Raw genomic sequence first — 15,074 nt, forward strand, 5'->3', positions numbered from 1 at the left:
CCGCGTGGGAACGATCAGTGTCAGCGCAACACCGGTAAACTCGTGGTGGATTTGATTTCCGACAACGCCACGATCGAGTTGACCTCCTGTATCCCCGGCACCATCGACAGCTTCTCGAAGAAGAAGCGCTCATAAGCCTCGATGTCCGCCGTGACGATCCGCAACAGGAAATCCACCGATCCCATCAGCACATAACATTCCAGCACTTCGGGAAAGCCGCGGATCGCCTCGGTGAACTCGGTGAAGTTCGAGCGCCCGTGGGCGTTGAGTTTGATCTCGGCGAAGATTTGCGTGTTGAGGCCGATTTTCTTGCGGTCAAGCAACGTCACCTGACCACGAATGATCCCCTCCTCCTTCATCCGCTGAATCCGCCGCCAGCAGGGCGACTGCGAGAGCCCCACCTGTTCGGCGATCTGCGCGCTGGAGAGCGAAGCGTCCTCTTGCAGCAACGCGAGAATCTTGCGGTCGTAGCCATCCAGCTCGCTGTGCATAGAAAAACCTATTGTGGGTACTAGATCGAATTGATCAATTCGATAAATGGTCAATAAGCCCAATCATAGATAAGAAATACCCGGCACCGAATGTAAAAATTCCTCCAGTGATTTTGGAGACCGACCATGCCGCATTTAGAAGCCGTGAACACCCCACCCGCCCGCGCCGATGTCTGGAACGTCGGCAACGCCCACTGCCGCGTTCAATACCAACTGCTGGCCGAGGCCGAGCCGGATCTGCTGTGCCGCGCGCTCAACCTGTTCGCCTTGCAGTTTCTGACGCCGCAGCAGGTCAACGTGCAGCGTATGGACGATCTGCTGTCGGTCGATATCGTCATGGACGGCCTGAGCTGGCACCGTGCTCAAGTGATCGCGGAAAAATTACGTAACCTGATCAGCGTCTGCTCGGTGAACCTGCAAGCGGCTGATTCTGCGTGGCAAGAGCCTGCTCACGCGACAGGCTGAAAAAACCCGACACGTGTTGGTCGGGTAGTGGCCCAACGGTCTGCGGGTGCGCGGCTATCCTTTGCGAACGGTTGTTCATAAGGAGCCCGCATGTCCGTTCAACTCGCCACTCAGGACCGCTGGCTGGACCTTAACGATTTGCTGCGTGAACTGGTCGCCCAAGGCTTTATCAGCCAGGATTCAGCCGAACACGCACTCAACGCCCGCCGCCGTCACGCCATAAATGGTCAACAGCACCCGCTGGAATTCATCGCCAGCCAGCACCTGGACGACCTCAGCCGTCCCGGCAAACACCTCGATCTGGAAAGCCTGACGCTCTGGATGTCTCAGCAGGCCGGCCAGCCTTATTTGCGCATCGACCCGCTGAAAATCAATGTCGCGGCCATTACGCCGTTGATGTCCTATGCCTTCGCCCAACGCCACAAGATTCTGGCGGTGTCCATCGACCGCGACGCCGTCACCGTGGCCAGCGCCCAGCCCTTCGTCAGCAGTTGGGAGGCCGACCTGACCCACGTGCTGAAGCTACCTATCAAGCGCGTGGTGGCCAACCCGGTGGACATCCAGCGCTTCAGCGTGGAGTTTTTCCGCCTGGCCAAATCGGTCACTGGCGCCACCAACGCCGATCAGCAAATAAGCACCCTGGGCAACTTCGAACAGTTGCTCAACCTCGGCGCCAGCGACCAGGAGCCAGACGCCAACGATGCGCACATCGTCAACATCGTCGATTGGTTGTTCCAGTACGCGTTCCAGCAACGGGCCAGCGATATCCACATCGAACCCCGGCGCGAGCAAGGCACGGTGCGCTTTCGCATCGACGGCGTGCTGCACAACGTCTATCAATTCCCGCCGCAGGTGACCATGGCCATCGTCAGCCGCCTGAAAAGCCTGGGGCGGATGAACGTCGCGGAAAAGCGCAAACCCCAGGACGGTCGAGTCAAAACCAAAACCCCGGATGGCGGCGAAGTCGAGTTGCGGTTGTCGACATTACCGACGGCGTTCGGCGAAAAAATGGTCATGCGGATCTTCGACCCGGAAGTGCTGCTCAAGGACTTCGATCAGTTGGGATTTTCCGCCGATGACCTGCGCCGCTGGCAAGACATGACCCGCCAACCCAATGGCATCATTCTGGTGACCGGGCCGACCGGTTCGGGCAAGACCACCACGCTGTACACCACCCTCAAGAAACTGGCGACGCCGGAGGTCAACCTCTGCACCATTGAAGACCCGATCGAAATGGTTGAGCCGGCGTTCAATCAGATGCAGGTCCAGCACAACATCGACCTGACCTTCGCTGCCGGCGTGCGTGCGCTGATGCGGCAAGACCCGGACATCATCATGATCGGCGAGATCCGCGACCTCGAAACCGCCGAGATGGCGATTCAGGCGGCACTCACCGGCCACCTGGTGTTGTCGACGTTGCACACCAACGATGCCCCGAGCGCTATCAGCCGCCTGCTGGAACTCGGCGTGCCGCATTACCTGATCAAGGCCACGGTGCTCGGGGTCATGGCTCAGCGTCTGGTCCGAACCCTGTGCCCGCATTGCAAGGCGCCGCTGACCTTGGGCGAGGACGACTGGCAAACCCTGACTCGACCCTGGCAAGCGCCACTGCCGGGCAATGCCCAGCGCGCCATCGGTTGCCTGGAATGTCGCGAAACCGGCTATCGCGGCCGCGCCGGGGTTTACGAAATCATGCAGCTGACTGACGGCATCAAAACCCTGATCAACCCCGACACCGATTTGCTGGCAGTCCGGCGTCAGGCCTTCAAGGAAGGCATGCGCAGTTTGCGGTTGTCGGGGGCGCAGAAAGTGGCGGCGGGGTTGACCACGATCGAAGAGGTGTTGCGAGTGACGCCGCAGAGTGAGCAGAAGTAGACCTGATGCCGACTAACGTCACGGAACTCGATTGGGTTATTGGCAATCAAAGCCCGCAGTTAAAACCCAGTGGAGTCACCTTTTATGCGTCTCAAACTTGCTGTCGCTACCTTCGCCGTGTTGTCCCTTCCAGTCGGTTCGGCGATGGCTGATGACAGCTTTTGGCAGAGCGTCCTTACTTCCGGTGCCACCACCGGTTCGTCCTACCTGACCTCCAGGGATCACAAGCTGGTCGTCGCCGCCCAGGACGACGCCGGCAGCTTTGTCGCCAGTGACGGCGCCATTCGCGGGCCGTACCTGGAAGCTGCGATGCAGAAAGTCCGCGCCAACAACCCTGGCCTGCAAGCCACGGACATGGAGTTGGCGAACGCTATCCTGGCGAAGAATGCCATCGCCTCGAAATAAGGTTCGTTGCTTAACTGAATGCCGCTCACATGAGCGGCATTTTTTTGCCCCGTATTTGTCGATGATCGCTCCCACGCTCCGCGTGGTAGCGCCGCCATGGACGCTCTGCGCCCGCTCTTGGGACGCGAAGCGTCCCGGGACGCATTCCCACGCAAAGCGTGGGAACGATCAGCGCGCCCCTATCAGCGGTATTCGTCCACCGGCACACACGCGCAAAACAGGTTGCGGTCGCCATAGACATTGTCCACACGGTTTACCACCGGCCAGTACTTATGGGCCTTGGTGTGGGCATCCGGCGTCACCGCCTGCTCGATGCTGTACGGTCGCTCCCAGACGCCAGTGATGTCGGCCAGGGTGTGCGGCGAGCGCTTCAGCGGGTTGTCCTCCGCCGGCCAGTTGCCGTTCTGCACTTCGTTGATTTCCGCGCGAATGCTCAGCATCGCGTCGATAAAACGGTCCAGCTCCGCCTTCGACTCGCTCTCGGTCGGCTCGACCATCAATGTTCCCGGTACCGGGAACGACATGGTCGGCGCATGGAAACCGTAGTCCATCAGCCGTTTGGCCACGTCTTCTTCGCTGATCCCGGTCAGCGTCTTGAGAGGTCGCAAGTCGAGGATGCATTCGTGGGCTACCCGATCGTTGCGCCCGGTGTAGAGCACCGGAAACGCCCCGGACAAATGCTGCGCCAGGTAATTCGCGGCAAGGATCGCCACCTCACTCGCATCCGCCAGTTGCGGTCCCATCATGGCGATGTACATCCAGCTGATGGGCAGAATGCTTGCACTGCCCCAAGGGGCCGCGCTCACTGCGCCGTTCTCCGGCAGCGGACCTTCGATCGGCACCACCGGGTGATTGGCGACAAACGGCGCCAGGTGCGCCCGAACCCCGATTGGCCCCATCCCCGGCCCGCCTCCTCCATGGGGAATGCAGAAGGTTTTGTGCAGGTTCATGTGCGACACGTCGGCACCGATGTCTGCCGGGCGCGCCAATCCGACCTGCGCGTTGAGGTTGGCGCCATCCATGTACACCTGACCGCCATGGCTGTGGATAACTTCACAGATCTGGCTGATGCCCTCTTCGTAGACCCCGTGGGTCGAAGGATACGTCGCCATCAGGCAGGCGAGATGGTCCCCCGCCTCTGCGGCTTTGGCTTTCAGGTCATCCAGATCAACGTTACCCGCCTCGTCGCACTCGACGATCACCACTCGCATCCCGGCCATTTGCGCCGAGGCCGGATTGGTGCCGTGGGCCGAAGACGGGATCAGACAGATATCCCGCGCGCCCTGATGGCGGCTCGCGTGATATTTGCGGATCGCCAGCAACCCGGCGTACTCGCCTTGAGCGCCCGAGTTGGGCTGCATGCAGATCGCATCGAAACCGGTGATCGCGCAGAGCCAGCGTTCCAGCTCCTCGATCATCAACGAATAACCCACCACCTGCTCTTTCGGCACGAACGGGTGCAGGTTGGCGAACTGCGGCCAGGTGATGGGGATCATCTCGCTGGTGGCGTTGAGCTTCATGGTGCAAGAGCCCAGCGGGATCATCGACTGATTGAGCGCCAGGTCTTTGTTTTCCAGCTGCTTCAAGTAACGCAGCATTTCGGTTTCGCTGTGATGAGCGTTGAACACCGGATGACGCAGATAGGGCGTACTGCGCTGCAACCCTGCAGGAATACCGGATACCAAGGCTTCAGCGTCCAGTTCGTCGACGTTGAGCCCATGGTCGGCACCGAGAAACACATCGAACAGCTTCGCCACGGTGGTTTCGTCACTGGTTTCGTCGAGGCTCAGGCCCAACCGCCCGCGCCCGAGAATGCGCAAGTTGATCTGCGCCGCCTGGGCACTTTCGATGATCGCGGTCTGAGTGCCACCGACCTCCAGGGTCAGGGTGTCGAAGAAGTGTGGGTTCACACGTGTAATGCCGTGGCGCTCCAGGCCGGCGGCGAGGATGCAGGTCAGCCGATGGACACGCTGGGCAATATTTTTGAGCCCTTCCGGACCGTGATAGACCGCATAGAAACTGGCGATATTGGCCAGCAACACCTGGGCGGTGCAGATATTGGAGTTGGCCTTCTCCCGGCGAATATGTTGCTCGCGGGTTTGCAGGGCCATGCGCAAGGCCACGTTGCCGCGAGCATCTTTCGATACGCCGATGATCCGCCCGGGAATCGCCCGCTTGTATTCATCGCGGCTGGCAAAAAACGCTGCGTGGGGGCCACCGTAACCCATGGGCACGCCGAAGCGCTGGGATGAACCGAACACCACATCGGCGCCCAACTCTCCCGGCGGAGTCAGCAACAACAGGCTGAGCAGGTCGGTGGCGACGCAAGCCAGAGCTTGTTGGGCATGCAAGTGATCGATCAGAGGACGCAGATCGCGAATTTCGCCATGGGTGTCGGGATATTGCAGCAACGCGCCGAACACCTGGTGCTGTTTCAAGTTATCCACAGCGTCGACGATCAGCTCGAAACCGAACCCTTCGGCCCGGGTCTGCACCACGGAAATCGTCTGCGGATGGCAGTTTTCGTCGATGAAGAACAGATTGCTTTTGGACTTTGCCACGCGCTTGGCCAGCGCCATGGCCTCGGCTGCTGCCGTGGCTTCATCCAGCAACGAAGCGTTGGCCAGTTCCAGGCCGGTCAGGTCGATGGTCATCTGCTGGAAATTCAGCAACGCTTCGAGCCGACCTTGGGCAATCTCCGGTTGATAAGGCGTGTAGGCGGTGTACCAACCGGGATTTTCCAGCACGTTGCGCAGGATGACGGCCGGCGTGAGGGTGCCGTGATAGCCCATGCCGATGAGGCTGGTCCAGACCTGGTTCTGCTCGGCATAGCTGCGCAGTTTGGCCAGCGCGGCTTCTTCGTCGAGGGCCGGCGGCAAGTCCAGCGGCCGGTTGAGGCGGATTCCCGGCGGCACCGTCTGCTCGATCAACTCGACGCGGCTGCCAAGGCCGAGGCTGTCGAGCATTGCCTGCTGCTCGGCGGCATCGGGGCCCAAGTGGCGGCGCAGGAAGGTATTGGGGTCGCGTAACTGGCTCAAGGACGGCAACTGGGACATGACGGGCTCTCTCTTGACTGGCGCTCGGCGTCGATGCAATGCGGTCAAACCAGCATAGCAGTCGATGTCGGGGAGCCATGAAGAAGGAGTCGGTAAACGAGGCAGGAGCTGCCGAAGGCAGCTCCTGCCTGGCGAGGATTACTCGCCGATGGCGGCCTTGTAGCCCACCGGGTCGAGCAGGTTGTTCAGTTCCGAGGTATCGCTTGGCTCGAGTTTGAAGAACCAGCTGTCATAGGGCGCACTGTTGACCAGTTCCGGGCTATTGGCCAACTCTTCGTTGACGGCAATGACTGTACCGGAGACGGGCGAGTAGATATCGGACGCGGCCTTGACTGACTCGACGACACCCGCCGCCTCGCCGGCAGCGAACACTTTGCCGATTTCCGGCAGCTCAACGAACACTACGTCACCCAAGGCTTCCTGAGCATGGTCTGAAATACCCACTTTCACGCCGCCATCATGGTCTAGACGGGCCCATTCGTGACTTTCGGCATAACGCAGGTCGACAGGGATTTCGCTCATGTTCTGTGTCCTCAAGAAAAATGTCGGCGGTCATTGCCCGCCAAAAAAGGTTAGATCAAGGTTTTGCCGTGGCGTACGAAGGTCGGTTTGACCACTCGAACCGGGTACCACTTGCCACGGATTTCCACTTCGGCGCGGTCGGCGGTGGCCGCCGGTACGCGCGCCAGTGCAATCGACTTGCTAAGCGTAGGAGAGAAACTACCACTGGTGATCTCCCCTTCGCCAACATCAGCGATGCGGACCACCTGATGAGCACGCAAAACACCACGCTCTTCAAGGACCAGACCGACCAGTTTGTGCTGCACGCCAGCGGCCTGCTCGGCTTCCAGGGCCGTGCGGCCGATGAACTGGCGCGTAGCCGGTTCCCAGGCAATGCTCCAGGCCATGTTGGAGGCCAATGGCGAAACGTCTTGATCGATGTCCTGACCATAGAGGTTCATGCCGGCTTCAACCCGCAAGGTATCGCGCGCCCCGAGGCCAATCGGGGAAATACCAGCGCCCACCAGATCGTTGAAGAAGCCCGGCGCCTGCTCGGCCGGCAGCACGATCTCAAGACCGTCCTCGCCGGTATAACCGGTGCGCGCGATGAACCAGTCACCGTCGGCCTGACCTTCGAAAGGTTTGAGTTGCTGGATCAGCGTGCCGCGGGACTGGGTCACCAGTTCGGCAATCTTGTGCCGGGCATGAGGCCCTTGAATGGCCAGCATCGCCAGCTCGGAGCGCTCGTTGAGCTGCACATTCTCGTTGAGCTGCGCATTGAAGTCGGCGAGATGAGCCTGCATCCAGGCCAGATCCTGATTGCGGGTGGAGGCGTTGACCACCAGCCGATAGCCGTCCTCGAGACGGTAGACGATCATGTCGTCGACGATGCCGCCGTGCTTGTTGAGCATGGCGCTGTACAAGGCACGGCCGGGGCTGTGCAGACGTTCGACGTCATTGGCCAGTAAATATTGAAGCCAGGCCTTGGCTTGGGGGCCGCCAACATCAATCACGGTCATGTGGGATACATCGAAAACCCCGCAATCGCGGCGCACCTGATGGTGTTCCTCGACCTGCGAGCCGTAATGCAAGGGCATATCCCAACCGCCAAAATCGACCATCTTCGCGCCGAGGGCGAGATGAAGGTCATACAGAGGCGTACGCTGTCCCATGGGTTTCTCCTTCCGGGCGTGGCGAAGGTGCGGACAGGCGTTGAACGGGGTGAAATGCCTTGAAACAAAGGCTTTCAGCCGATTTCAGCAACCCGGTCTCGAAGACGGACCGCACCGAATGCCGCGCATTGTAGCCGCAAGGTGTAGGACTGGCACAGCGTCCTGTCTCGCGAATCCGTCCCGCGTTTGACGAGTGACTGTTATTGTCAGGCAAGGCGCCGCGACGAGTCATAGCTCGCTATGGCGAGGAGCGGCAACGCAGCATGGCAATAATAGGCGCTGTCAAAACGGGACAGTGATTCGTGAGACAGGACGCCTAAGTGTTTCGATGTGCCGACCTTCTGATCAATCCGATGACCGGTAACAGCCCGACCAACACCAGGGTCAATGCCGGTAACGAGGCTCTGGCCCACTCGCCTTCGCTGGTCATTTCAAAGATCCGCACTGCCAGCGTGTCCCATCCGAACGGGCGCATCAGCAGGGTCGCGGGCATTTCCTTGAGCACGTCGACGAACACCAGCAACGCAGCGCTCAACGTGCCCGGCAGCAGCAGCGGCAGATACACTTTGAAAAACAGTCGTGGCCCACTGACGCCAAGGCTACGTGCCGCTTCGGGCAAAGAAGGCCGTATTCGCGCCAGGCTGCTTTCCAGCGGCCCATAAGCCACGGCAATGAATCGCACCAGATAGGCCAGCAACAACGCCGACAGACTGCCCAGCAGTAATGGTTTGCCCGCGCCGCCAAGCCAGCCCGACAGCGGAATCACCAGTTCGCGATCCAGGTAACTGAACGCCAGCATGATCGACACCGCCAATACCGAGCCCGGCAAGGCATAGCCGAGGTTAGCCAGGCTGATGCCGGAACGGATGGCCCGGGTCGGAGCCAATCGACGGGCAAAGGCCAGTACCAGCGCGACGCTGACGGTGATCAGTGCCGCCATGCCGCCCAGGTACAGGGTGTGCACGATCAACCCGGCATAACGCTCGTCCAGATCGAAGCGCCCGCGTTGCCAGAACCACACCACCAGTTGCAGCACGGGAATGACGAAAGCGCAGGCGAACACCAGACCACACCAGCTCATGGCCGCCAGCGCCTTAATCCCGCGCAGGTGATACAACGCCTTGACCCGTGGCCGTTCATTGCTCGCCCGATTGGCTCCCCGAGCGCGGCGCTCGCCATACAACACGACCATCACCACCAACAGCAACAGGCTGGCCAGTTGCGCGGCAGTGGAGAGACTGAAAAAGCCATACCAGGTCTTGTAGATAGCGGTGGTGAACGTATCGAAGTTGAACACCGACACCGCACCGAAATCCGCCAGGGTCTCCATCAGCGCCAACGCCACCCCCGCGCCGATCGCCGGACGCGCCATGGGCAACGCAACCCGCCAGAACGCCTGCCACGGGGATTGCCCGAGGACTCGCGCCGCTTCCATCAGGCCTTTGCCCTGGGCCAGGAATGCGGTGCGCGCCAACAGGTAAACGTAGGGATAGAAGACCAGCACCAACACCAGAATCACGCCGCCGGTGGAGCGCACTCGCGGCAGCCTCAGACCGTTGCCAAACCACTCGCGCAGGAAGGTTTGCACCGGGCCGGCGAAATCCAGCAGGCCGACGAAGACGAACGCCAGCACGTAGGCAGGAATCGCGAACGGCAGCATCAACGCCCAATCCAGCCAACGCCGCCCGGGGAATTCGCAGAGGCTGGTGAGCCAGGCCAGGCTGACGCCCAGCAGCGTTACGCCGATGCCAACGCCGATGACCAGAGTGAGGGTATTGCCCAGCAGCCGCGGCATCTGTGTATCCCACAGGTGGGACCAGATCTGCTGATCGATGGTTTGCCAGGAAAGAAGCAGGACGCTCAGCGGCAGCAGGACCAGCGCAGCAATGGCGAAGACCAGGGGATACCAGCGGCGTTGGGCGGGGTGGGCCAAGGAAAGTTCTCGTTTAAATGATTGTGCCCACGCTCTGCGTGGGCACACCTCTTGTGACGCTCTGCGTCACGCCTCGACGCGGAGCGTCGGTGGATGCATTCCCACAGTGCGTGGGAACGATCGGGCCAGCGCAGTATATCGACAGACTCAGTTCCAGCCAGCCCGATCCATCATCCGGATCGCTTCAGCCTGACGCTTGCCCGCGATCTCCACCGGCAAGGTATCGGCGACAAACTTGCCCCAGCTCGCGACTTCAGCTGAAGGCTGGACAGCAGGGTTGGCCGGGAACTCCTGGTTCACGTCGGCGAAAATCTTCTGCGCTTCAGGCGTGGTCATCCACTCCACCAGCGCCTTGGCGGCTTCCGGGTGCGGCGCATGTTTGGTCAGGCCAATGCCCGACAGGTTGACGTGCACGCCACGGTCGCCCTGATTCGGCCAGAACAGTTTTACTGGCAGGTCCGGCTTCTGCTTGTGCAGACGACCGTAGTAGTAAGTGTTGACGATGCCGACGTCGCACTGACCGGCGTTGATTGCCTCGAGCACGGCGATGTCGTCGGAGAACACATCGGTGGACAGATTGTTGACCCAGCCCTTGAGGATCTTCTCGGTTTTCTCGGCGCCATGGACTTCGATCATGGTAGCGGTCAGCGACTGGTTGTAGACCTTCTTCGCCGTGCGCAGGCACAGGCGGCCTTCCCACTGTTTGTCGGCCAGCGCCTCGTAGGTGGTCAGCTCACCGGGTTTTACCCGGTCGGTGGAGTAGGCGATGGTCCGCGCCCGCAGGCTCAGGCCGGTCCAGGCATGGGAGGACGCGCGGTATTGCAGCGGGATGTTGGCGTCGATCACCTTGGACGTGAACGGCTGGAGGATGCCCATCTGCTCGGCCTGCCAGAGGTTGCCGGCATCGACGGTCAGCAGCAGGTCGGCAGTGGCGTTTTCGCCCTCGGCCTTGATCCGCTGCATCAGCGGCGCTTCCTTGTCGGTGATGAACTTCACCTGCACGCCGGTTTTCTGGGTGTAGGCATCGAAGACCGGTTTGATCAGCTCATCGATCCGCGAGGAGTAAACCACCACCTCGTCGGCGGCCTGGGCGGCAGTACTGCCGATCAGGGTCAGGGCCAGTGCAGTCAGTAGACGCTTGGGTGCCAACATGGAAGCGGTCTCTCGAATCAGGGAAGTGAGGACAAATGATAAGGACTCACATTTAGCTTCTCAATCGAACAGTGGGTGGAGGCGTTACCAGATGTTGCACGATGGACATTTGCGGTGAATGTGCCGGCCTGCTCGCGATGAGGCCATCAGCGTCAATGAATACCTCAGGCCTTGGCCAATGCCGGCAGATCCCCGATCAACCCAAGCGCTTCGCGCACGAACAACGCTTTGGCTTCAGGCATCTGGTCAACCATCTTCAACCCTGTATTGCGCAACCAGCGCACCGGCAACGGGTCGGCCTGGAACAAACGCTCGAACCCTTCCATCGCCGCCATCAACGCCAGATTGTGGGGCATGCGCCGACGCTCGTAACGACTGAGCACTTTCACGTCCGCCAACCGCTCGCCGCGCGCGGCCGCTTGCAGCAGCACTTCGGCCAACACCGCGGCATCGAGGAAACCGAGGTTTACGCCCTGCCCGGCCAACGGATGGATCGTGTGGGCCGCATCGCCGATCAGCGCCAGGCCTTCAGCCACATAACGCTTGGCATGGCGTTGACGCAGCGGCACGCACAAACGCGGGTCGGCGCTGAGGACCGTGCCGAGGCAGCCTTCGAAGGCCCGTTCCAGCTCCTTGCAGAAGCCTTCGTCGTCCAGCGCCATCAGGCGTTCGGCTTCGCTTGGGGTGGTCGACCAGACGATCGAACACCAATCGTGCTCGCCATTGCGTTCCAGCGGCAGAAACGCCAGTGGACCATTGTCGGTAAAGCGCTGCCAGGCAGTCATTTGATGAGGTTTTGAGCTGCGCACACTGGTGACGATTGCGTGGTGCATGTAATCCCACTCGCGGGTCGCAACGCCGGTCAGACGCCGCACCGCCGAGTTGGCGCCATCCGCCGCGATCACCAAAGGCGCCCGCAACGTGCGGCCATCGGCCAGAGTCAGCAGCCAGTCGTCACCAGAGCGGCGCATCTGCTCCAGCCGTGCATTGGCCAGCATCCCGAGGTCGCAGTCGTGCAGCCGGTCGAGCAAGGCGTCCTGAACCACGCGATTCTCGACGATATGCCCAAGCACGTCGGCATGCACACTGGTCGCCGAGAAATGGATCTGCCCGGTGCCGCTGCCGTCCCAGACGTGCATGTCGGTGTAGGGGCTGTTGCGCCGGCTGACGATGCCGTCCCAGACGCCCAGGCGTTCGAGTATGCGCTGACTGGCCGCCGACAAGGCGCTCACCCGTGGTTCGAACGGTGCCTGCCCATCGAAGGGTTTGACGCTCAGGGGGCTGCCATCCAGCAGCAGGACTTCGAGCCCGCTGTTCTGTAACGCCAGCGCCAGGGCGCTGCCGACCATTCCGGCCCCGACAATCAGCAGATCTGCGCGCATTTCCATGCTTTAAGCCTGTCTCGCTTGCGGCCTGAGCCGCACATAAAGGTTTTTTTCGACCCGCGCCACCAAAGTGCCCGCGCCGTCGTGAATAACAACTTGCAGGTGCGCTCGCTTAAACATCGGGACGCGTCCCCAACCCCATGGCCTGCCGGGCAAACCAGCGCTTGGCCGGGGGCAGCAGATCAAGGCCGAGCAGACCGATGTTGCGGCCCAGGGAAACCAGTGGCTGGGTGCTGCCGAACAACCGGGTGACCTGATCGGAGAAACCCACGGTCAGGTTCTGATCCATTCGCTGATGCTCGCGGTAAGCCTGCAAGGTAGTGAAGTCACCGAGCGCGGCCTCGCTGCCCAACAACGTGTCGGCCAAGGCCTGGGCATCGCGCAGGGACAGATTGAACCCTTGCCCGGCAATCGGGTGCAGACTGTGGGCGGCGTTGCCGAGGATCACCAGATGCGGACGAACTTGCTCCTCGGCTTCAATCAGCGACAGCGGATACAAGTTCCGCACGCCGACTTGTTTCAATGTGCCGAGGCGATAACCGAACACACCCTGCAACTCGCTGAGAAAGCTGCGTTCATCAAGGGCCGCCAGCCGTTGCGCATCCAGGCCAAGACGGGTCCAGACCAGAGCGCAGCGGTTTTCCGGCAGCGGCAACAAGGCCATCGGGCCGTCGTCGGTGAAGCGTTCGAAGGCCATGCCGTTGTGCGCTTCGCTCGGGGTGATGTTGGCGATCAGCGCGCTCTGGTTGTACGGGCGTTTCTTGATGCCGACCCCCAGTTGTTCACGCAGGCCCGAACGACCACCATCAGCCAACACTGCGAGGTCGCAATCCAGCAGGGTTTCATCGTCGAGCGTCAGGCGATAGCCGTCGGTCAACGGTTCCATGCCGGTGACTTGCGCCGGGCACCGCCAACTGACCACGTCCGTGTCCAGACTTTGCCAGAGGCATTGGCCGAGCCAGGCGTTTTCCACCACATAACCCAACGCCGGAACGCCCTCTTCCATCGCCGACAACCGCGCGGTGGAAAAACGTCCACGGTCGGAGACATGAATCTGCTTGATCGGCTCGGCGCGGCGGGAGATTGCCTGCCACACGCCCAACCGCTGATAAATCTGCCGGGCGCCGAACGACAGCGCCGAAGAACGGGCGTCATAGCTCGGTTGGTACGTGTGGCCGGGGGCAAACGGTTCGATCAGCACGATCTTCCAGCCACGGGCCTTGGCCCCGGCCTGTAAAGCCAACGCCAGGCTGGCGCCGACCAGGCCACCGCCGATGATTGCCAGATTGACTCGACTCATGCCGCTTGTGTCCGCGCGGCGGCCATCAAGGCCTCGATCTCGGCGACCGTTTTCGGCACGCCGTTGGTCAGGATTTCACAACCGGTTTTGGTCACCACCACGTCGTCCTCGATGCGCACGCCAATGCCGCGCCATTTCTTCGCCACGCTCTGGTTGTCCGCGGCAATGTAAATGCCCGGCTCGACCGTCAGCGCCATGCCGACCTCCAGCACGCGCCATTCGCCGCCGACCTTGTACTCGCCGACGTCATGCACATCCATGCCCAGCCAGTGGCCGGCGCGGTGCATGTAAAACGCCTTGTAGGCTTCGCTGGCGATCAGTTCGTCGACATCACCCTGCAACAGACCCAACTTCACAAGGCCCGCGGTAATGACCCGAACCGTGGCCTCGTGCGCCTGGTTCCAGTGTTTGTTCGGCGCGATCTCGGCAAACGCCGCTTCCTGGGAAGCCAGCACCAGCTCGTAGATCGCCTTCTGTTCCGGTGAATATTTGCCGTTGACCGGCCAGGTGCGGGTGATATCGCTGGCGTAGCAGTCGATCTCGCATCCGGCGTCGATCAGCACCAGATCGCCGTCCTTGAGCACCGCATCATTCTGCTGGTAATGCAGGATGCAGCTGTTGCGCCCGGCGGCGACGATCGAACCGTAGGCCGGCATCTTCGCCCCGCCCTTGCGGAACTCGTAATCGAGTTCGGCTTCGAGGCTGAATTCATGCAAACCGGCACGGCTGGCCTGCATCGCCCGAATATGGGCCTGGGCGGAAATCCGTGCGGCTTCGCGCATCACTTTCACTTCTGCCGCCGATTTATACAGGCGCATGTCGTGAAGCAGATGATCCAGGGCAACGAATTCATTCGGCGGCTGGGCGCCGAGGTGCGCTTTGGAGCGGATCACGTTGATCCAGTCCATCAGATGCCGATCGAACTCCGGGTTGCTGCCCATGGCCGAATACACCCGGTCGCGGCCTTCGATCAGGCCCGGCAGGATGTCGTCGATATCGGTGATGGGGAATGCGTCGTCGGCGCCAAAGTCACGGATAGCGCCTTCCTGGCCAGCGCGCAAGCCGTCCCACAATTCCCGTTCGGCATTACGTTCCCGGCAAAACAGCACGTATTCACCGTGCTCACGGCCGGGCATCAAAACGATGACGGCCTGAGGTTCGGGAAAGCCGCTGAGGTACTGGAAGTCGCTGTCCTGACGGTAAACGTGCTCGACGTCACGGTTGCGAATGGCAACCGCAGCGGCGGGCAGAATGGCGATGCTGTTGGGTTCCATCTGCGCCATCAGCGCCTTGCGGCGACGGCTGTATTCCGATTTCGGGATATGAATCATGGGCAGAT

Annotated in this window: 12 protein-coding genes and 1 pseudogene; 3 read left to right on the top strand and 10 right to left on the bottom strand. The window is 61.2% G+C overall.

From position 1 onward, the window contains the following. Positions 1 to 20: 20 nt before the first annotated feature. The gene (locus tag HCU66_RS21540) at positions 21 to 491 is read right to left on the bottom strand and encodes an Lrp/AsnC family transcriptional regulator (protein ID WP_018927598.1); all 471 of its coding nucleotides are present in this window, start codon (positions 489 to 491) and stop codon (positions 21 to 23) included. 126 nt (positions 492 to 617) lie between these two features. On the opposite strand from HCU66_RS21540, the gene HCU66_RS21545 reads away from it, so the two are divergent. The 3 genes from HCU66_RS21545 (at position 618) to HCU66_RS21555 (ending at position 3,236) form a co-directional block, all read left to right on the top strand. Then, positions 618 to 956, top strand: coding sequence for a hypothetical protein (locus HCU66_RS21545; RefSeq protein ID WP_205890477.1), 339 nt, complete (start codon positions 618 to 620; stop codon positions 954 to 956). A gap of 90 nt (positions 957 to 1,046) precedes the next feature. Further along, positions 1,047 to 2,831: a type IV pilus assembly ATPase TfpB gene (gene tfpB, locus HCU66_RS21550; protein WP_205890478.1), complete on the top strand. Its 1,785-nt coding sequence runs from the start codon at positions 1,047 to 1,049 to the stop codon at positions 2,829 to 2,831. A gap of 84 nt (positions 2,832 to 2,915) precedes the next feature. Beyond that, complete coding sequence (locus tag HCU66_RS21555) at positions 2,916 to 3,236, top strand: DUF2388 domain-containing protein (protein ID WP_205890479.1); 321 nt, start codon at positions 2,916 to 2,918, stop codon at positions 3,234 to 3,236. Positions 3,237 to 3,418: 182 nt separating this feature from the next. Here the strand turns inward: HCU66_RS21555 and gcvP are convergent, their stop codons facing one another. From gcvP to pepP, 9 genes and pseudogenes are all read right to left on the bottom strand, one after another. Next, positions 3,419 to 6,292, bottom strand: coding sequence for an aminomethyl-transferring glycine dehydrogenase (gene gcvP / locus HCU66_RS21560; RefSeq protein WP_205890480.1), 2,874 nt, complete (start codon positions 6,290 to 6,292; stop codon positions 3,419 to 3,421). A 138-nt stretch (positions 6,293 to 6,430) separates the two neighbouring features. Beyond that, positions 6,431 to 6,814 carry a glycine cleavage system protein GcvH gene (gcvH, locus tag HCU66_RS21565; protein WP_205890481.1) on the bottom strand — a complete coding sequence of 128 codons (384 nt, stop codon included), beginning with the start codon at positions 6,812 to 6,814 and terminating at the stop codon, positions 6,431 to 6,433. 50 nt (positions 6,815 to 6,864) lie between these two features. Then, positions 6,865 to 7,965, bottom strand: a complete 1,101-nt coding sequence (gene gcvT, locus HCU66_RS21570) for a glycine cleavage system aminomethyltransferase GcvT (protein ID WP_205890482.1) — start codon at positions 7,963 to 7,965, stop codon at positions 6,865 to 6,867. Between the two features lie 316 nt (positions 7,966 to 8,281). Next, a complete protein-coding gene (locus tag HCU66_RS21575; RefSeq protein WP_205890483.1) occupies positions 8,282 to 9,898 on the bottom strand; it encodes an ABC transporter permease in 1,617 nt (538 codons plus the stop codon). 147 nt (positions 9,899 to 10,045) lie between these two features. Further along, positions 10,046 to 11,050: an extracellular solute-binding protein gene (locus HCU66_RS21580; RefSeq protein WP_123360961.1), complete on the bottom strand. Its 1,005-nt coding sequence runs from the start codon at positions 11,048 to 11,050 to the stop codon at positions 10,046 to 10,048. Between the two features lie 164 nt (positions 11,051 to 11,214). Beyond that, positions 11,215 to 12,432, bottom strand: a complete 1,218-nt coding sequence (locus HCU66_RS21585; protein WP_205890505.1) for a 2-octaprenyl-3-methyl-6-methoxy-1,4-benzoquinol hydroxylase — start codon at positions 12,430 to 12,432, stop codon at positions 11,215 to 11,217. A gap of 9 nt (positions 12,433 to 12,441) precedes the next feature. Continuing rightward, positions 12,442 to 12,537: pseudogene (locus tag HCU66_RS27190) on the bottom strand (tetrameric acyl-CoA thioesterase); the annotation flags it as partial. A 10-nt stretch (positions 12,538 to 12,547) separates the two neighbouring features. Beyond that, a complete protein-coding gene (ubiH, locus tag HCU66_RS21590; RefSeq protein WP_205890484.1) occupies positions 12,548 to 13,735 on the bottom strand; it encodes a 2-octaprenyl-6-methoxyphenyl hydroxylase in 1,188 nt (395 codons plus the stop codon). Further along, entirely contained in the window at positions 13,732 to 15,066 is a 1,335-nt protein-coding gene (gene pepP / locus HCU66_RS21595) for a Xaa-Pro aminopeptidase (protein WP_030129073.1), read from the bottom strand. The genes ubiH and pepP overlap by 4 nt, the downstream gene beginning before the upstream one ends. Positions 15,067 to 15,074 lie beyond the last annotated feature (8 nt).

This window comes from Pseudomonas frederiksbergensis (assembly GCF_017114915.1).
Classification (GTDB): domain Bacteria; phylum Pseudomonadota; class Gammaproteobacteria; order Pseudomonadales; family Pseudomonadaceae; genus Aquipseudomonas; species Aquipseudomonas frederiksbergensis_I.

What these genes read in the sequence shown, in the direction of transcription:
- HCU66_RS21540 (WP_018927598.1), bottom strand. Translation starts at nt 491, where the DNA reads ATGCACAGCGAGCTGGATGGCTACGACCGCAAGATTCTCGCGTTGCTG.
- HCU66_RS21545 (WP_205890477.1), top strand. Translation starts at nt 618, where the DNA reads ATGCCGCATTTAGAAGCCGTGAACACCCCACCCGCCCGCGCCGATGTC.
- tfpB (WP_205890478.1), top strand. Translation starts at nt 1,047, where the DNA reads ATGTCCGTTCAACTCGCCACTCAGGACCGCTGGCTGGACCTTAACGAT.
- HCU66_RS21555 (WP_205890479.1), top strand. Translation starts at nt 2,916, where the DNA reads ATGCGTCTCAAACTTGCTGTCGCTACCTTCGCCGTGTTGTCCCTTCCA.
- gcvP (WP_205890480.1), bottom strand. Translation starts at nt 6,292, where the DNA reads ATGTCCCAGTTGCCGTCCTTGAGCCAGTTACGCGACCCCAATACCTTC.
- gcvH (WP_205890481.1), bottom strand. Translation starts at nt 6,814, where the DNA reads ATGAGCGAAATCCCTGTCGACCTGCGTTATGCCGAAAGTCACGAATGG.
- gcvT (WP_205890482.1), bottom strand. Translation starts at nt 7,965, where the DNA reads ATGGGACAGCGTACGCCTCTGTATGACCTTCATCTCGCCCTCGGCGCG.
- HCU66_RS21580 (WP_123360961.1), bottom strand. Translation starts at nt 11,050, where the DNA reads ATGTTGGCACCCAAGCGTCTACTGACTGCACTGGCCCTGACCCTGATC.
- HCU66_RS21585 (WP_205890505.1), bottom strand. Translation starts at nt 12,432, where the DNA reads ATGCGCGCAGATCTGCTGATTGTCGGGGCCGGAATGGTCGGCAGCGCC.
- ubiH (WP_205890484.1), bottom strand. Translation starts at nt 13,735, where the DNA reads ATGAGTCGAGTCAATCTGGCAATCATCGGCGGTGGCCTGGTCGGCGCC.
- pepP (WP_030129073.1), bottom strand. Translation starts at nt 15,066, where the DNA reads ATGATTCATATCCCGAAATCGGAATACAGCCGTCGCCGCAAGGCGCTG.